The following is a 17,045-nucleotide window of genomic DNA, read 5'->3' on the forward strand; positions in this document are numbered from 1 at the left end:
GCGTTGTTTATTGAAGGCAGATTTAGTGGCCTCAAGCCCATATTGCTGACGGTAACCATCCCAGTCACAGAGCGTTGTGGTGGGCGGTAACGACACCCAGCCGTCCACTGCCAACGCGGTTTTTTCAGCCTGCTCCTTACCGATATTGGTTGAACCATCGGCATGCAGGTCATGATCGCCCGCCAGAATGATAGTGGCATTGGGATACCAGCCCCGCAGGGCTTGTGCGACGTTTATCAGGTTATTGGCCGACACTGCCGCAACCACTGCCGCCGTGGTGATCTGGCTGATGGTCAGGCCGGTGGCATACCCTTCGGTGATCACGATGGTGTCCGGCTCTTTCGGGTAATGTACCGCGATGAAGGAGCCTTTCAACTGTGAACCGGGCAACAGGCGTTTTTCTCCATCGTCGTTAATCAACTGTGCACCGATCAGTTCACCGGAAACGCGGTGCAGCTTCAGCAGCAGGCTCCCCTCATCAAACAGTACGCCACCGATGTGCATTTTTTGCTGTGCAGTCAGACGGGCATGAACGATAGAAAATCCTTTGGCTTTCAGGTAAGCGCTTTCGCCGTTCCTCGAATGGATCAGCATCTGCTTGATTTTATCGGTCAGCGGCGGGCGCTCAGCAGCTTTTTCCCTGGCTGGCGCGGTTGAGGCGGGGAGTGTCAGGGCGGCCACCTGTTTTGCGGCGTCTGACAGGTCGCAGTTTTTCACCTGTGCGACGAGATCAAGGCCATCGCCATGACCACACTGATTGCAAAACCACGTTCCCCGTCCTTCTTTGTCGTCAAAGCGGAAGCGATCTTTGCCGCCGCAGGCAGGACAAGCGCCATGTTTACCACCGGAAGGCACCGGAATAGCCAGCGCGGACAGAATGGCACGCCAGCGGTGGCGCGACTGTGCGGTAATGTCTGAAACGAATTTACTCATCGTTAGCCACCTCCGCTTGCAACGCGTCATTCAACTGGTTCAGACGCTCCCACAGGATAAAGATCAGCAGCTCTTTTGCGAGCGCGTTGTCCAGTTCAATGATGGCGTAGGCCAGCGCCCGACAGTGATCGACGAGTTCTTCTAACGTCAGGGGAGTGGGGTCATACATGATGTACCCCCGCAGAAAAAAAGAAAGATTGCGGGTAGAGAAAAGGAAGGATCGTAGCCATAAGGCAGCCTCCAGACTGTAGCTTCTTAGACAGCTACCACCAGAGACGCCAACCTCATGGGTGGTAGCCCGTACGGGGTTGGCGTTACCGGACAGTCTGGCTACCGGCGCTCCTTGCGGAGCCCCCGCACGAGCCACCATTGCAGGTACGGCTCGATGCGTGCCTGAACAGCAATGCGCATGACGCGCATATTCAGGCACCAGACTTTTGTTCGGAACGCCAATTCCGGCTGCGGATTTTGCCGCAGCATCAGCAGTATATCGTAAATTGCCCGCCAGAAAAAAATAACAATGCATCATGGTTTAACCTCCCCGCGCTGGCTGATACGCGCCGCGATCCAGTCATTCACCTCACTTTCCACCCACGCTACCGAGCGAGCGCCGATTTTGACCGTCTGAGGGAATTCCCCCTGCTTCATCAACAGGTAAATCCATGATTTCCTGAGGCCAGTCTTTTTCATCACACCCGATAAGCGAATCAACGTGTTATCCGTCATGTTCAATCCTCCTTCCGGGTGTAAACCCGCTCGACATAGCGCCCCCGACCATCACCGTGGCCGAGATCCATAGAGGTTAATGCTCTAGCTTCACTGCGGGAAAAGCCCTGTGACAGGTAATAACGCATGGCATCCTGCGCCCATGCGTAACGCAGGCTGTGCGGGGAATAGTGGCCGGTCAGCCCTAAGCGGGTGGTCTGCGTGCGCCAGAAATTCATAGCGGTTTTCAGGTCGGGTTTATCGATCAACCTGCCATTACGCGCTTCAGCCACCTTTAGCGCTTCTTTTACTGCCCGTTGAATCGCTTCGCGATCGATAATCCGGGTTTCACGTGGCCTGCCGCCTTTGGTGCCAAATACTACGGTCAGCGTCTGTTGATGGCGTTCAAGTTGCTTTTCCCATGTCTTCAGCGAACTGGCGCACTGCACCGCTTCCTGAGAGCGCAGCCCCAACAATCGGGCAAGCTGAAGTGCGCAGGCCAGCCCTTTATCACGCTGTTGCGCTGCAAGCAGAACGGCCTGATAGCGCTCATCCGGGATAGCGAATTTTGTCCCGGCCCGGCTTGCCCCGCTCAGCCCCAGCGCGTTATTGGTCAGGCGATCAGAAACGGCGAGCTTTTCCCGTCCTCCCTGCTTAAACACCGTGCGCAGCGCCGACATTTCGTTGTGCAGGGTACGAAGGGCAATCCGCTGTGACAGGCGTTCGGTGACATAACTTTCGATATGTCTGGCTTTGAGATACTTAAGGTCACGCACCTGAATATTCAGCGCCAGCAGGTGACGGCACAGCTTGTCCATGATGCGGATACGATCATGAACCGTCTTGTAGCTCCCGCCAGCCTGTTTCGCCAGCGTGGTCATTTCACGACTTAATTTACTCATGCAACTTACCTCTCATAATTCAACTGGATGCTTTTCTCTGGCGCATGGGAAAGGGCAGAAACAATCGCGATTGACCTGCCTTGAACGATACCTGTGCGCCAGAGCGGACAGCAGTTGAGGTCTTGGGAGGTGTCGGCTATGCACTCGGTGCGGCCGCCTGCGGTTGCAGGATTTCCTCTCAGGCCGTTAGGCCTGCCTCGGTATCGGTTCAATCTCCTGTAAAAAAGCGATCAGTCCGGCACAAACGGGTGTGTCAGATTCATGACGCGGCGGTTGAGGTGCATGTCTCAGGGGCTGATAGGGTCTTCGGCTGCGGCGTCACTTTCATCCGTTAACACGGAAAAAGTGACGCCGGTGCAGACGTTGCCGGCAGGCGCGTAGCAGATGCCTGACGGCATAGCAACGCGCAGCCAGCACGTTCACACGCGCAGACACAAATCATTGAGACGAGTAAAATCGAAGTCGCGTGATAACGCGAACTTACGAGGATAAGCGCTGTTTAAGCCGCCTGTGAAGTGAAATCACCACAACGATAAACGTTGCAGCTACGGCCAGTCTCCTACGGTATGGAAGACGCTCTCTGGCTGGGTATAGTAAGCCCACGGCAATGTTGGGCTTGAGTAAAGTAGTCAAAACGAACCTTCATCACCACGCTCGCAACGGCGTTCAAACTACCCGGTGATATCTGCTTTCAAAGGCTGGCAGATTTACCACACGCAACTGAGCGTGTTCTTCCTTGCAGGCTACGAAAGTGTTTGTGGTCGCCCGAAGGCGTCAGTCTCAGACCACGCTCCATTCCTTATGACATTTGGCAATGTGACCACCCGAAGGCGCTTCTCACAGGTCACTCGCATCATCCCGATACTGGAAACATTGGTGGCTGTCATCAACAGCAGGTTTTCATGGTCAAAAATACGACAGAGCTTTACAAGTTTCAAGCACTTTGACTCTGCCAGAAAAAAGAGTAACCTAGCACTAGGTGCTATAGTTAAGGTGACAGGATGTTGACCTGATGCGTGTATTCAAAACCAAATGGTTCACGAAGGCGGTTAAATCCCACGCCATCAAGGATAGTGAGTTATGTGAGGCTATTAGGCGGTGATGCAAGGGAAAGCTGACGATCTCGGCGGCGGCGTTTATAAGAAACGGCTGAACCAGAATCGCGATCGCGCCATCATACTGGCGAAAGGTGGACAGCATTGGTTTTACACGTTCCTGTATGCCAAGCAGGATATGGCGAACATCGATAATCGCGAACTGGCCGGATTTCTCGAGTTGGCGAAGTACTATGCTGCCCTTGCCGATGAAAAGATTACGGCGCTGATTAAGAGTAAAGAACTGGTGGAGATTTGCCATGACCGCAAAAAGTAAATTCAAGAGTCCTGCATTTGAGGCTATCCACAGCGCGGCTTCTGGATTATTCAGCGTCGACGCTGTCCCTCAGGAAACCATGCGCAACTTTGACAAAGCGTGCCTCAACAGCGTGGACGATCTTCAACCTCTTGAGATTAAGGCGCTACGTGAGAAGCTGAACGTCAGCCAGCCAGTTTTCGCAAGCTACCTGAACACCAGTGTTTCGACGGTGCAGAAATGGGAAAGCGGTGTAAAACGCCCCAGCGGGTTATCGTTGAAATTGCTTACCGTGGTGCAGAAACATGGGTTGAAGGTATTGGTTTGATGTTTTTTAATTATCCTGCCATGCTGGCTTTTAAGCCATATACAGCTTTGGTAGTATCATATTGGTGTCAAAAATGAATTATACTGATCTTGCTAACTATAAACAAAGTAGGGAGTTTTATGAGTAGAATAGATTATAGTTCTTGGCCACGATTGTCATTATCTGTATCAAATTTACGACTTGACAAAGAAAATCCAAGAATTCCAAGTTACATTACAATTAGAACAACAAAAGATATACTAAATTATTTATTCCAAAATGAACGAATTGAAAGGCTTGCACATAAAATTGTAGAAAAGGGGTTTATATCACACGATCCTATATATGTAGTTAAAGAGGGTGAAAACTACGTAGTGGTAGAAGGAAACCGCCGAGTGTCTGCGCTGAAATGTTTGATTGATCCAGAATTAGTTCCTTCACCAGCTAAACGACGAAAAATCGAATTATATAAAAATCGCCTAGGCTCCGATTTGATAGAAAAAATAGATGTATTTGTTGCTCCATCAAGAAGAGCCGTTGAAAATGTTCTTTTTGAATTACATGCAGAAGGAAAGCTTCAGTGGAGTAGACAGCAAAAAAATAAATTTATTGCTAGTATTGGTATTGACAGTGGTGAGTCAATTCAGGATATTGCAGAAAGATTTAATGTTAAAGTTATAGAAATACAAGACTCAGTCCAAGAGTACCTTTTAGAGAGATATTTTACAGAGCTAGAGTTACCTACTGATATTGAAGATAAAGCGTTAATGTCAAAATTTAATATTAGTACTATATCTAGGTTGGTGAATTCAAAAATATTTAAAGAAAAAACAGGTTTTAGAATCGAAGAAAATAGATTAAAAACAGATGCTTCTAAATCGTATTTCAACGCATTGCTGAGACAGTTTGTAATTGATATTGTTACAAAGAAAATTGATTCTCGTAAGTTAAATACAAGTAAGCAAATAGATGCTTATATTGAAAGCGAGATGGAGAAGATACCTGTAGGAATACATGATGGAAGTGTGGATTTTACTCCAGATAATAGTAATACGAAGGTCTCATCGGATGATGTTGAGATTAGTAAGCCTCGAAGAAAACCTAAGGAAACCTTAATTCCCAAGGGAGTGAGTTATATTACTGGAAGCGATAAGTTAGATATATTGATTCAAGAAGCACAAGGCATGCTTATTGATACGTATAAAAATGCGGCTGCTTTATTGTTACGTTCAATTGTTGAAATATCAGTAGTAAGAATTTTTGAAATTCATGGGAAAAAAGATCAGTGTCTGAACGGTAATGGAAGAGTTAAAAATCTTTCTGATAACATTAATGCTCTCGTGAAGAGAGATGTATGGTTTACTAATAAGGCTTATCTGGCCGACTTAACAAGATTTATATCTAAAGATAGTGCTAACTGGAATTCTTTAGACTCATTGAATCGTTATGCGCATGGTGAATATACCCTACCAGATAGGGATATGCTAAAATCAGTTTGGTTAATTGCAAAACCATTAGTTACAATTTGTGTTGAACATCAATCTAAGCCAAAGAATATATAAATAGTGGTTTTTATTACGAATAATATTGTATAATACAAAAAGTACATGTTATTTTTAGGTGAGCTATGCCAGTAACTTATTCCCCTCTTCGCTACCCTGGAGGTAAAACAGCCATCTATCCGATGGTTTCAAATATAATCCAGAATAATTCACTAAATAAATGTAAATATGCCGAGCCATATGCTGGTGGTGGTGGGCTTGCGCTAGCTCTTCTTTTTGGTGGGTTTGCTGAAGAGATTCATTTGAATGATCTAGATCGTTCAATTTGGGCTATCTGGCATTCTATTCTTAATGATACAGAAGCGTTTATAGATAGAATAGAAAATACCGAGATAACTATCGATGAATGGTATAAACAAAGAAATATTCAAAATAATAAGAATAGCGCTAATGTACTAGATTTAGGATTCTCATCATTTTTCCTCAATAGGACGAATAGATCTGGAATTATTTTAAAAGCTGGTGTAATTGGCGGGCTAAAACAAGAAGGTGATTACAAACTGAACTGTAGATTTAATAAAGATGATTTAATAAAAAAAATAGTAAAAATAAAAAAACATAAAGATTCTATAAAAATTTATAATGAGGATGCAGTAGATTTTATAAAAAAAATAGATGATCGCAGCGGAAATGATTTTTTCATGTATATAGATCCTCCATATTTTGAGAAGGGGGCTAGTTTATATACGAATTTTTACAATGAAAATGATCATGCCGCTTTATCTAAAGTTATCTCATCTATTAGAGTTCCTTGGATATTAACTTATGATAACGCATTAAAAATAAAAGAAATTTATAAAATAAATAATATGTATGAATTCTATTTAAATTATAGTGCCGCAAAGAAGCGTATCGGTACTGAGTTGTTAATTGTTTGCAATGACATCAATATCCCTGAGAATCTCATAGGTGATAAACTTATCAAGTTATCTTAGTGATTTTTTAATTATAGCTAAATGGTTTTTATTTTATAGACAATGTTAAATAATTAAATGGCAGTGTTATTCAAGTATTTTATGTGGAAAAATAGCTCATTTATTATTTCTATCATTAGTATGGTTTTAAAACCCTTATTGTATAAAAGGGGTCAATATGGTGGTCATTAAATCCATTTGTTTATCTTAAGTAGCTATTAATCAATGTATTAAATTGAGTTGCGAGTCCGGCCTTCGCACCAACAGTATGTAAATAGACCTCAACTGAGATCTTTTTTTATGCCTAAAATCCGCGTCACACAAGGCTTCGCCCGAATTTTATGTCAACGGATGTCAATCTGACTCCACCCACATCAATCTGCTTGTGAGTATAGAACCGAGTATATATGCTGGTTCGATGTTGCTTGTACACTCACAGCAGATTATGGAAGGATAACCATCATGACCCTGACAGATACCAAAGTACGTTCTGCTAAACCCGAGGAAAAAGAGTATTCGCTGGTTGATGGGTATGTTTTTGCTGATCCATCCCAACGGCTCAAAATACTGGCGCTTTCGTTTTCGCTTCGGCGGTAAACAGCACCTGATTGCGTTTGGCGTCTATCCCTAAGTTTCTTGGCTAGTGCAAGACAAAAGCGAGAAGCTGCCAGGAAGTTGGTCGCTGCTGGTATGATTCGAGTGACCCTGTTAGCGCCTATTTTTGATGTTTCCCATCAGGTTTTTTTATTGTCACCGATCGATGTAGCCGATCGAAGCGATTTGCTATGCCGTCATTTCTCCCCGCTATAAAATCGACGCTTTACTCTGAGAATTGTTTACTTCTACTAATCAATTACATGTTAATGTAACGTGTATGCATCTGGAGGACTACGATGCCCTTATTACTCTTTGGAGTGGACTGGCAACTGTGCTGAGGTGCGTAGCATTCAGTCGCGGTCACTCATTCTGGGGTTGGTTCATTTTGGGGATGATCATTAGCCCATAACTGGCTGGTTGCTGTATTACCTGATTTGCAGGGGGAAATAATATACGAACGCTGTTGAGGCTCTGCCGCTTTATGCGTTGGTATATCACGCTGGTGATTTTTATGTCCTACCTGCTTTGTATCATCAATACCGTTGACGGATGGACCGGTTTTTGATTCGAATGAAAAGGATTGATGCAATGAAAAATAAATTACTGATTACCGGACTGCTGACGGCATCGTTAATACCCAGTCTCGTTCAAGCCTTTGGTAACCGGAATGAGTGGGTGAGCGGATGGGGCAGGGGGGGCCGAATATAGTATTTTAGGTAAAGAAAAATCGAGATTATACTTAGCTTGTGATGATTCAGGTTATCGCCCAGAAGTACTCATATTTACTGATATGGATGGTCATTTTGTGAGCACGGATACAAATGAAATCATAGAAGTAAAAATTGATGATGATGACGCGTTTAGTGTTAGCGAAACCTCGAGTCGAGTAGGAGAAAATAATTTTTCCTGGATGTGGGACAAATTACGTACAGGAAAACGCGTTATTGTCTTTGGCAGTGGAGTTAAACCAGCGGCTTTCACCTTAAATGGCGCTAAAAGCGTCTTACCTGAATATAGTAAGACAGGGTGTACGCCAAGTACCTCCTGATTTCGTTCTATTATTATTTTATTACCGAGTTATTATTAATTATTAGGAAACCAACATGTCTGATATCTCCGATCTCAAACTGCGTCTTGATACTAAAACGCTCAACTTTTTTTTATTAACCATGGTTACGTGCGGCGTGTGGCCTATAGTATGGCTTTTCAAAAAACAAAATATAATTAGTGAAGTAACTAAATATCCATTTTCCAATGAGCTATTTGTTCTTTGGATTGCGATATGTTTCGGAATGTCTCGTCAACTGGCTTCAATGGTGTCGCCGGATATTTATGGATACGACCCAACCAGCGATACTCTGCTGGCATTGAGTGGGATTCTGTCATTGGCTTCTGCAGTACTCTATGTTGTTTGGGCTTTTAAAGCACGGACGGCGTTACGACATTATGCATTGATGGAATTCAAATTTGATCTGAAAATGAATGTGTTTTATACCATTGTGTTTAACGTTTATTATATTACATACTGCATCAACGCTATGCCGGACGCTTTGGCAAAACATAAAATCATTTATGGTTCTTCTTCATTTGTGGGAGATCAGCCAAAACAAACACCACCCACGCAGCAATGACAATCTGAATTTTTAACGCTCGCTTATATAAGCGAGCGTTTTCATTTTTGGTAGATAGAAGTATTTTATTCAGCGAAGCCAATATCCTCAGTACCTTTGAACCTCTTCACCAGAGCAAGCAAGAAATATTCGTGTGTGGGGAGATTAACGTATTTAAAGGGCTACTTTGGGATTACACGCTCCCTTCCTTGTTACTTTGTCAGAAAAAGATCTGCCCGTGCTTGCATAGGGTCGGTGTCCATATAGCTATTTAGGCTGATAACCGATTCTAATCCTAGCAATTTTCTAACTATCATCGCACGATGGATCCAGGGGCAAATGGGGGTCCATAATAAACGGTAGCGATCGGCCTCCATCGGTAATTCACCGCGGCCATCACCGAAAGAGGTAGTAAAGCGATTATCGCTGTGCCTTATGACCGTTTTAATCAGATTCGGACGTAGTGTGGCGCTGGATTGAAGGATGTGTGGGAATAATTCCAGGGAAAGGCAGGCCCGCTGACCTGATGGCCTGCGGGCATGTGGTTTATTGCGGTTCCAACATTTTTTGAAGTCCAGTGAGCTGCCCTTGCAATTTCTGCAGTTCCATCTGCTTTTGCATTTCTGATTCGGAAGGGCGGTTTTGTGCTTCTTTCATGCTTTTTTCTAGAGCGGCGATCTCTTTTTGTGCATCTGCGCGTCCCGCACTCTTTTTCTTCAGTTGTGCCACCAGATTATTCATCGAACGCTGCAATTCTTGCTGCGACTTACGTTTAGCGGTAACACTGGCATTGCTTTGCGTCTTCTCTTGTTCGATAGCCGCATATACGGCATTGAACTCTTTATTCAACGCTTGCTCATGTTGCAGTGTTTGCTGTTTCTCTGTAACCCGTTGATCCCAGGTTCCAGAATAGTTGCAGTTAAATTTAGTGACGATATTGACGTCGCCGGTCGTTGGGTCACAGCTCTGCGGATTGGTCACGCATCCAGCGAGCAGGAGTGCGGTGAACACTGGTAATAAAGCGCGCATGGAACCCTCCTTAGCTCACTTTCAGGGCGGTACGTTGGTTATAGAGGCTATCCAGCTCGCTCTGTAATGAACCGATCTTGTCACGCATCTGGGCAATTTCCGTATCTAATTTTTTGGTATTGTCGCCAGATTTTTGCATATCAGCGGAGACATCCTGCCACTGTTTCTCATGTTTTTTCATATCGGTAATCGTATTACGTAAATAGGCGATGTTGGCATCTACCCCTTTGATCTGCTTTTGCATTTCCTCTTTTTTTACCGATTTTGTGGCGATCTCTTTTTCTATTTTGGCCAGCGTTTGCTTATCGCTGGCGATAACTGATTTCGCTACACTCGCTGCGCCCTGAATTCGGGTGTTTTCAGCCTGTATATCTTTAATCGATGCATTGAGTTGTTCTTCCTGAGTGGCGTATTTTTTGCGCTGATTATCCAGATAAGCATTGGTGCCAATACCGATGCCACAGCCAGCCACGGCTGCTGCTGCCATACATACTGTTTTATTTTTAGCATCGGCTACCGCACAAGCGAGTATCCCTATCGCCGCCCCGGCAGCACAAGCCTGTAGCCCTGATTTGTTAAAGAACTCGATGTCTTGGCTCTTCGAAAGACGTGGATCGATGTCACTGCCGCCTAAACGTGATGAATTCTGACAGCCAGCCAGAAGTACTATTAATCCCACAATTGTCGCTGTGCGTAATGCTTTAAAGGTTACCATTACCTACTCTCTCCTGATTATTACTTAGTTATTGTTTTTGCATGCGTTAAGCCACGCATCCCGTGCCACTTTGCCATCCTTCCAGTACCCCTGAAGATTTTTCCAGTAGGTATCCAGATATCCGTTTAGATTGGTTTTGCCGCGTGCCGCCATCAGTTGTTGTACGATGGTGATTTGTGATTCGATAAGCGATTTGTTATAGGTTGAGCCCATATCCACCAGCGTGTCGGCGTAATAGCTAGTGATAAAGTCTAGGGCTTTCTGATGCTGTCCTAACTGTTCCTGGCGACGTGAGCAGTTATCATCTAGCTGATTACCCGCTGCACAGGTTTTCGCATTGAGCTGGTTGAGACGATCAAAGAACTCGCCGTCATCTTTCATCTTTGTGCACAAAAACGCCCCTAGCTGCAGCGACGTTCTTATCGCCTGATCGCGCTGTTCATCGCGTAATTGGCTATTGGCTCGTAGCTCACCGCGCAGTTGTTCCAATTGTTTCTTTAGCGTCTCGTCTTGTACTTTGGCGGAAATTTCATTGAGGTTTTGCAACGAGCCTGTAGCTGGCCCTGCACTCGCCGTATTTTTTTCCGTGCCGAGGGCTTGCCATTCCTTCTCAATTTCTTTGACACGATCGCGGGATGTGAGTGTTGTTGATACCAAAACCAGCCTCATACCCGTAGTTTTACTGCCGTTTTCTCCCTTAGCATTGTAATAGGGTTCTTCACCACGCAGAGAACTGCGAATATCGCTCTGCACTGTCATAATGCTTCCCCCGCGCACGATATAGCCCCCTGCTTTACCATGTAGGCGATCAAGCTTGTTAAGGCGAAACGGTTCGAACATTATCTCGGCAGCGTTACCGAGCATATCGTGTAAGCCGAGTGGGTTGGGCTGTAGCAAGCCTGTTGGATTAAGTTTCCCGTTTGCGGACTGCGCGCCAGCAAACCAGGCATAACTATTCATGCCCTCTGGCATTGGGAAATGTTGGTCGCGGAATTCTGATGATGACACCGATTGTCCGCCCCGGGCGGCAAATTCCCACTCGGTTTCGGTAGGCAAGCGAAGAAAGCCAGGTTGGCCGTCATCTTTAGGCAAACTTGCCAGTTGCTCTTTCCGCAACCAGAGGTTGTAGCGGTTAGCAAAGGCCATCGCATCCATCCAGCCAATATTCACTTTTGGCAGGCGGCCTTTTATATCCGGCGTTGGGCAGTCGCCAGAAAGTGACAGAAACTGTAAATCGCTAAGCTCATACTTAGCCATCAGGTAATAGCGACTCTGTCCTTTTTTCTCAGGGAAGCTGCCTGAGATATGCTCCTGCCGCGCTTGCTCCACATATCCCCATTCATCACCTTCCTGCCCGACCACAATGCCGTAGTCATCTAGCAGGTTATTTTGCGGAATAATCACTTTCCTAAACGCCATCGCGCCATCACAGGGCAGAGGGAGGATGACATCATCTGCCAGCGGTTTTGGGTTCCAGAATTTTTCATCCCAGGTTGCATGTGCGGCGCAGGTATACCCCATTCCAGCTATAAGCAGGCTCAGGACCAATTTATATTTCACGTAGACTCTCCGCAGGTTCGATTTTCAGCGCCCGTAGCGCACCAATGGCGGCAACGCTGAATGCCACCGCCAGTACGCACAGAAGTGCAGTAACAAAATGAATGGGTTCGAGATGGCAAACGAACCGGTGATCGGGAAGGGATGTGCCGAATAGGCGATTAAATAATTCGCTTCCCAATAGATAGATCGCCAACGCGACACTGAATGCCACACCCGTGAGACAAAGCGCCTGGATCACGATAAATAGGGTAACCGCCCGACGACGAAAGCCGAGAAGACGGAGTACGGCCATGTCAGTACGTTTACGGTCGATGTTGGCGATAAAAGCGCCGATCAGTGAGGCAATACAGCCGGAGGCCGAAATCCATGCGATGACCGCAAAAATGAGGCCAAGCACGCGATCAATGGCACGCACAGATTCTATCTGCGCCGCCTGGGTGACGGATTCTATATGCTGTGCCTCCAGCCAACTGGCCAGTGGCGCGACATCATCTAACGTGCTGGCATAAAGTCGTGCTCGGGCAAAGCGCATACGCGGCCGTGACGGTTCCCCCTCGCTGACCCCGAGTAGCGAAACCTGAAAACCATCACGGTAATCTTCCAGTGCGACCAGAAGCGGCAAGGAAATAAATGCGGCGGGACGAGAGAATTTGGCCTCATCAAGTACCCCACTGACGGAGAGCTCAATCGTTGCGCGCTGGTTCTGTCCTTCAAGATTGCGGTTAACCCGCAGATGGAAACTGTCCCCGGTTTGGACATCAAGACGGCGTGCCGCACTGGCGCTTAATACCACCTGCGTGTCTTGCTGTAGCGGAGGAATGCCCTGAAGTAATGGGTCACTTTCTCCGGTGGGGATCACCTCAGCATTCGCGGCAAAATGTTGGCTGTCTCGTACCAAATCCGCCTGTGTATTCAACGATCGGGTGAGAGGGATCGTGAAACCGACTTCCGGGCGCTGTGCTAACTGCTCCAGCCAGGTGAGGTCATAGTTGCCATTACCTGTCATACGCACTTCCCGCGTGCGCGGATCGTCCAGCAGGTCGTGGCGTAGTTGGCTGACGATGCCGTTCTTCAGGCCAAACAGCAATAATAGCGGTGCGATTACTGCAATCAGCGAAAAAACAATACACAGCGTGACTTTGCGATCGTGCAATAAATCGCGCAGCGCCATACGTAGCAGAAGCGTATGTTTTGGTTGAAGTTCAGGCAGGGAGGAAGACACTTTGCCCCTCCGCCACAGATGCCTTGTAACAACGCAGGCCCAAATCTGAGACTCTCTGCCAGTCGTGGCTGACAATGATGACCGCCATGTCCAAGGTCCGCACCATTTCAATCATCAGCGCAAAGAGTCGTTCTGCATTGTCGGGATCCAGCGCGGCCGTTGGCTCATCGGCCAGCAGTAAACGCGGCTGGTGGGCAATGGCTCGAATAAACGCCACCCGCTGGCGCTCGCCGATGGAGAGTTGGGAAGGCATTTTGCCGAGTAATGAACGGATGCCTAATCGATCGATGGCGTCATCCAGCCACTCTTGATGGGTTGTCATCCCCACCAATTGCCGAGTCAGGTGGATGTTTTCCGTAACGGAAAGCCACGGTAACAGCCCGCCATGCTGGAGCATAAACCCTAACGCACGCGCCCGGATAGTGGACAACTGGGCTTCATCTTCTGCCAATAGCGGCGTAGCGATATCCAGCTCGCCCAGTCGGTACTCTTTGAGCCGTGCTGGACGTAGCAGCGTCCCCATCATTTCCAGCAGCGTGCTTTTTCCACATCCACTGGGCCCGACAAGGGCTGCTATATCGCCACGGGACAGCACGAACTCAGGCAATGATACCCGGTAGCCACTGACCCCGCCTCGGCGGATATCCATATCGCAGATCCGTATCATTAGGGTAAATTTTCTAGAGGAACCGGGTAGACGTTATCCCGAGGGTCGCTGTCTGGCGCTAAAGCGATCCAACGATCAACATCCTGATTGTAACGCTGATAGTAGCTGAGCTTGGTATTCAGGCGACGAATAAACCGTTCCTGTTCCAAGCCATCCCAGCTTTTCCAGGTTTCTTCATCCAGGCTTAATACCTCACTGAGGTAGGGGAGGCTGTCGATGTATTCTCCCAGAAGCCCCATCTCACCAAGACGGGTGGCACTCTTGCTTTTTGCCTGGTTCGGATCATTCCCCATCGTCGCGGCGAGTGAACGCAGGCTGGCAAACATGTCATCCGGTGAAATCATCCCTTCGTTAGCCGCGTTGATGATTTTTTTCATCACATCGCTTAAATCGCTCAGTTCACTCTTGGTGAGCAGCACCCGGACTTCTGTGGCTGGAATATTTTGCTTCACCAGATCGCGGTCGCTAATCCATGATTTAAACACCGGCGGCACCTGTGTACCCTGCTTTTCGCCAAGATAGGCAAGGCGCATCGCGTTACTCAATTTCTCGGCATCGCTTAATAATGGGTTGGTTTGTTTTCCGGCATATTCTGGGCTGGCACCGAGCGCACTGCCCACCGTATTCTCACCGCTCCAGGCTGTTTTTATCTGCCCGGTAATGGCGTTAGCCAGCCCATCGACCATTTTGCCAAAGTTGTTCACGTCTCCAGAATCGATCGGGTAGTACAGGGGTTTATGCAGAAAGGGGTTCAGCGTCAGATCCTGATACTGAGCTTCCGCCGAGGCGTGGTTTTTCTTGCCATTTGGGGCTTTGAGGTGCATGGCGTAAAGTGCCACACCACGGTAAGCCGCTTCCTGGCGCACCTGAGCTGCATCTAGCGACGTTGAGGATAGGCTGTCAGATCCCTCCAGTGCTCCGGCATCGGTAATGAGTACGACATAGCGGGCACCAAACTGGGTCCAGTCGACTTTATCCAGCGCCATCATTACGCCACCGTAAGCATCTTCGTCCATTTTGCTGCTTGATACTGTGGCCTGTTTAAGATCGTGCACTTTGGCGAGAAAATCTTTACCGCTTTTCACCGTGTTGGGATCAACATACATCTTGCTGTCGTATTCCAGACCTGGCACAACTTTGACGCTGGAACGGTACGCGACCAAACCAAACTTCACCTTGTCCTGTAGCTGTTCTTTCTCAATGCGCTGATAAATTTTATCGATAGCTTCTTTGGTACGTTCAATATAAGGCCCCATGGAAATGGTGGAATCGATCACGAACACCACCGACGCGGAGAAGCCTTTCATCATATTTTTTTCGTTCTGCCCGGTTTGTTCGTCCGAAGTTGAACCTCCGACGCCTGCTGTGGCATTGGCTTTTTCACTAACCGATGCAACATTCAGGACGCGAACCTGAAAGCCGGTGTCGGTGAAAATATCGTCTGAGCCAAGTACTGGCAGAAGATAGAAATTTTTAAGCTGATCAACCATGTAATCTGGCTCTCTGGCCAGTACTTGCGGTACAGGCTGTTTATTCTTCAGACGAGTCAGAAGCGGATCCAACATGGCAGAGGGTTTCTTACTATTGAGAATGGATTCAACGTCACTCTTATCACGGAAGAACAGCATCGGATGGCGGCCTGCCGGGTTGGTAAACGCCAGCGTCAGTTGCATTTTCCAGTCCACGGTACAAGACGATTTCATCCAACCGGCAACACGGCCTAGGCTATCCGGCCCTACTTGTAGCCATTCATCTTGCCCGTGCTGGCTGCGTTGATAAACGTAGAAACGGCTAAACGCAGGCTGCTCTTTACCTGCGTCGCCCATGTTACTCGCCAACTCACAGCCCGGATAAGTCAGTACGCGCTGGTACAGCGTGTGCTTTCCTTCCTGAAGGAGCGGCTTTTGATCGGCTGAGAGCGCCGGGAAGCTAAAGGCGGCGGCGCAAAATAGGCCACTGAACCAGTGAGCGTAATTCATTTTCTTATCCTATTTTTTTAGCGCGGTTAATCGAGCTTTAGCGTCGTTATTTTGCGGATCGTTATTGACGATGGTCTCGTACCAGTAGACTGCCGTTTGTGCATCTGGGCTGAAACAGCCGCCAGATTGCGCCGTTTTGGGATCGTATTCCTGGGCATAACGCATTGCCATTTGTGTATCTCCTGACTGCGCTTTGTAGGCATATAAACGTTGAGCAATGTCGCAATGCTTCTCTGCTTTGGCTTTACTAATCACATCAAGCAACTGAGCACTGCTTGGCTGGCTACGCAGGCAACCTTTGACGAACTCCAGTTCGTTGCTGTTTTTCATCTGATCATCGCCGCAAGGTCCGCTGACCTTGGCTACGGGGGGCACGGTAGAGGTTGTTACCGCTGGGGCTGGGCTGCGGGTAAACCACCATGCCGCAGCGGCAAGTAATATCAGGATGAGAAGAGCGATGGCGATCAGCACACCCGTTTTACCGGACTTGGGCTTATCGTTGGCTGCATCGGTTCGTACCTGAGGTTGCGGTACTGGCGCAGGACGCTCTGGCTCAGGTTCAGGTTGCGGTTCTGGGATGGACGTTTCCTGTATCGGCTCTTCTTCCACTGGGCGGACATTCGCTAATGGATTATTTTCACCGCTAGCCTGGGAACTCAGCAGACCATCGGTGATGGTTAACACGCCAACATCACTCGTGGCGATGTCCTTAACCGTAATCCGGTACGCGGCTTGCCGGTTTGCCAGCAGTGGGTCGAGAAAATCAGGGCCAACCTGTACGCCAGGGACATCATCGTAAGATGCCAGAGGCGACAGGGTTAAAAACACTTCACCGCTGCTCCATTGCCCGCTGTCGTTGAGATAAAGATGGTCCTGATTACGTAACACCGAGATCGTGACGCCTTCCTCGCCCCCTTTCCATGCCCGTAACAGAAGTCGTGCGTAGCCCGGCTGGACGGGGGTTAAGGGTTTTAGCTCTGGTTTGATCACGTC

General features: G+C 47.6%; 15 protein-coding genes and 4 pseudogenes. 8 read left to right on the forward strand and 11 right to left on the reverse strand.

From position 1 onward, the window contains the following. Window positions 1–48: 48 nt before the first annotated feature. The 4 genes and pseudogenes from A7983_RS24430 to A7983_RS10325 form a co-directional block, all read right to left on the reverse strand. Window positions 49–963 (reverse strand): annotated as a pseudogene (locus tag A7983_RS24430) (primase-helicase zinc-binding domain-containing protein); the annotation flags it as partial. After that, window positions 926–1,462 carry an ash family protein gene (locus A7983_RS10315; protein ID WP_005971239.1) on the reverse strand — a complete coding sequence of 179 codons (537 nt, stop codon included), beginning with the start codon at window positions 1,460–1,462 and terminating at the stop codon, window positions 926–928. The gene A7983_RS10315 and the pseudogene A7983_RS24430, both read right to left, overlap by 38 nt. Further along, entirely contained in the window at window positions 1,459–1,659 is a 201-nt protein-coding gene (locus A7983_RS10320; protein ID WP_005971237.1) for a helix-turn-helix transcriptional regulator, read from the reverse strand. The genes A7983_RS10315 and A7983_RS10320 overlap by 4 nt, the downstream gene beginning before the upstream one ends. A gap of 2 nt (window positions 1,660–1,661) precedes the next feature. Continuing rightward, window positions 1,662–2,540, reverse strand: coding sequence for an integrase domain-containing protein (locus tag A7983_RS10325; RefSeq protein WP_005971234.1), 879 nt, complete (start codon window positions 2,538–2,540; stop codon window positions 1,662–1,664). A 1,012-nt stretch (window positions 2,541–3,552) separates the two neighbouring features. Between A7983_RS10325 and A7983_RS10330 the strand changes: the two are divergent. The 8 genes and pseudogenes from A7983_RS10330 to A7983_RS24435 form a co-directional block, all read left to right on the forward strand. Continuing rightward, window positions 3,553–3,911, forward strand: a pseudogene (locus A7983_RS10330) (type II toxin-antitoxin system RelE/ParE family toxin). After that, entirely contained in the window at window positions 3,895–4,218 is a 324-nt protein-coding gene (locus tag A7983_RS10335; RefSeq protein ID WP_005971230.1) for a helix-turn-helix domain-containing protein, read from the forward strand. Before A7983_RS10330 ends, A7983_RS10335 begins: the two are co-directional and overlap by 17 nt. A gap of 119 nt (window positions 4,219–4,337) precedes the next feature. Further along, window positions 4,338–5,759, forward strand: a complete 1,422-nt coding sequence (locus tag A7983_RS10340) for a ParB N-terminal domain-containing protein (protein WP_005971228.1) — start codon at window positions 4,338–4,340, stop codon at window positions 5,757–5,759. 65 nt (window positions 5,760–5,824) lie between these two features. Continuing rightward, window positions 5,825–6,694, forward strand: a complete 870-nt coding sequence (locus A7983_RS10345; protein ID WP_005971226.1) for a DNA adenine methylase — start codon at window positions 5,825–5,827, stop codon at window positions 6,692–6,694. A gap of 441 nt (window positions 6,695–7,135) precedes the next feature. Next, window positions 7,136–7,366, forward strand: a pseudogene (locus tag A7983_RS23910) (Arm DNA-binding domain-containing protein); the annotation flags it as partial. Between the two features lie 709 nt (window positions 7,367–8,075). Then, on the forward strand, window positions 8,076–8,318 hold the full coding sequence (locus tag A7983_RS24740) for a hypothetical protein (RefSeq protein WP_005971221.1): 243 nt from the start codon (window positions 8,076–8,078) through the stop codon (window positions 8,316–8,318). Window positions 8,319–8,373: 55 nt separating this feature from the next. Then, entirely contained in the window at window positions 8,374–8,901 is a 528-nt protein-coding gene (locus A7983_RS10350) for a DUF4234 domain-containing protein (protein ID WP_005971220.1), read from the forward strand. A gap of 71 nt (window positions 8,902–8,972) precedes the next feature. Further along, window positions 8,973–9,122: pseudogene (locus A7983_RS24435) on the forward strand (DUF4942 domain-containing protein); the annotation flags it as partial. Window positions 9,123–9,426: 304 nt separating this feature from the next. Here A7983_RS24435 and A7983_RS10355 read toward each other — a convergent pair. From A7983_RS10355 to A7983_RS10385, 7 genes are read right to left on the reverse strand one after another with little or no spacing between them, the layout of a single operon-like run. After that, window positions 9,427–9,909: a coiled-coil domain-containing protein gene (locus A7983_RS10355; protein WP_005971218.1), complete on the reverse strand. Its 483-nt coding sequence runs from the start codon at window positions 9,907–9,909 to the stop codon at window positions 9,427–9,429. Window positions 9,910–9,919: 10 nt separating this feature from the next. Next, a complete protein-coding gene (locus tag A7983_RS10360) occupies window positions 9,920–10,624 on the reverse strand; it encodes a coiled-coil domain-containing protein (RefSeq protein WP_005971216.1) in 705 nt (234 codons plus the stop codon). A 24-nt stretch (window positions 10,625–10,648) separates the two neighbouring features. Further along, on the reverse strand, window positions 10,649–12,184 hold the full coding sequence (locus A7983_RS10365; RefSeq protein WP_005971214.1) for an SUMF1/EgtB/PvdO family nonheme iron enzyme: 1,536 nt from the start codon (window positions 12,182–12,184) through the stop codon (window positions 10,649–10,651). Then, window positions 12,174–13,406, reverse strand: coding sequence for an ABC transporter permease (locus A7983_RS10370; protein WP_005971212.1), 1,233 nt, complete (start codon window positions 13,404–13,406; stop codon window positions 12,174–12,176). Before A7983_RS10370 ends, A7983_RS10365 begins: the two co-directional genes overlap by 11 nt. Further along, on the reverse strand, window positions 13,387–14,055 hold the full coding sequence (locus A7983_RS10375) for an ABC transporter ATP-binding protein (protein WP_005971210.1): 669 nt from the start codon (window positions 14,053–14,055) through the stop codon (window positions 13,387–13,389). Before A7983_RS10375 ends, A7983_RS10370 begins: the two co-directional genes overlap by 20 nt. A 17-nt stretch (window positions 14,056–14,072) precedes the next feature. Then, window positions 14,073–16,052: a vWA domain-containing protein gene (locus A7983_RS10380; protein ID WP_005971208.1), complete on the reverse strand. Its 1,980-nt coding sequence runs from the start codon at window positions 16,050–16,052 to the stop codon at window positions 14,073–14,075. Between the two features lie 9 nt (window positions 16,053–16,061). Then, window positions 16,062–17,042, reverse strand: a complete 981-nt coding sequence (locus A7983_RS10385; protein WP_005971206.1) for a hypothetical protein — start codon at window positions 17,040–17,042, stop codon at window positions 16,062–16,064. Window positions 17,043–17,045 lie beyond the last annotated feature (3 nt).

Source organism: Pectobacterium wasabiae CFBP 3304, from assembly GCF_001742185.1.
Classification (GTDB): Bacteria; Pseudomonadota; Gammaproteobacteria; order Enterobacterales; family Enterobacteriaceae; genus Pectobacterium; species Pectobacterium wasabiae.

Coding starts and splice junctions, on each gene's coding strand:
- A7983_RS10315 (WP_005971239.1), bottom strand. CDS start 1,462: ATGATGCATTGTTATTTTTTTCTGGCGGGCAATTTACGATATACTGCT.
- A7983_RS10345 (WP_005971226.1), top strand. CDS start 5,825: ATGCCAGTAACTTATTCCCCTCTTCGCTACCCTGGAGGTAAAACAGCC.
- A7983_RS10355 (WP_005971218.1), bottom strand. CDS start 9,909: ATGCGCGCTTTATTACCAGTGTTCACCGCACTCCTGCTCGCTGGATGC.
- A7983_RS10335 (WP_005971230.1), top strand. CDS start 3,895: ATGACCGCAAAAAGTAAATTCAAGAGTCCTGCATTTGAGGCTATCCAC.
- A7983_RS10350 (WP_005971220.1), top strand. CDS start 8,374: ATGTCTGATATCTCCGATCTCAAACTGCGTCTTGATACTAAAACGCTC.
- A7983_RS10320 (WP_005971237.1), bottom strand. CDS start 1,659: ATGACGGATAACACGTTGATTCGCTTATCGGGTGTGATGAAAAAGACT.
- A7983_RS10380 (WP_005971208.1), bottom strand. CDS start 16,052: ATGAATTACGCTCACTGGTTCAGTGGCCTATTTTGCGCCGCCGCCTTT.
- A7983_RS10325 (WP_005971234.1), bottom strand. CDS start 2,540: ATGAGTAAATTAAGTCGTGAAATGACCACGCTGGCGAAACAGGCTGGC.
- A7983_RS10375 (WP_005971210.1), bottom strand. CDS start 14,055: ATGGATATCCGCCGAGGCGGGGTCAGTGGCTACCGGGTATCATTGCCT.
- A7983_RS10360 (WP_005971216.1), bottom strand. CDS start 10,624: ATGGTAACCTTTAAAGCATTACGCACAGCGACAATTGTGGGATTAATA.
- A7983_RS10340 (WP_005971228.1), top strand. CDS start 4,338: ATGAGTAGAATAGATTATAGTTCTTGGCCACGATTGTCATTATCTGTA.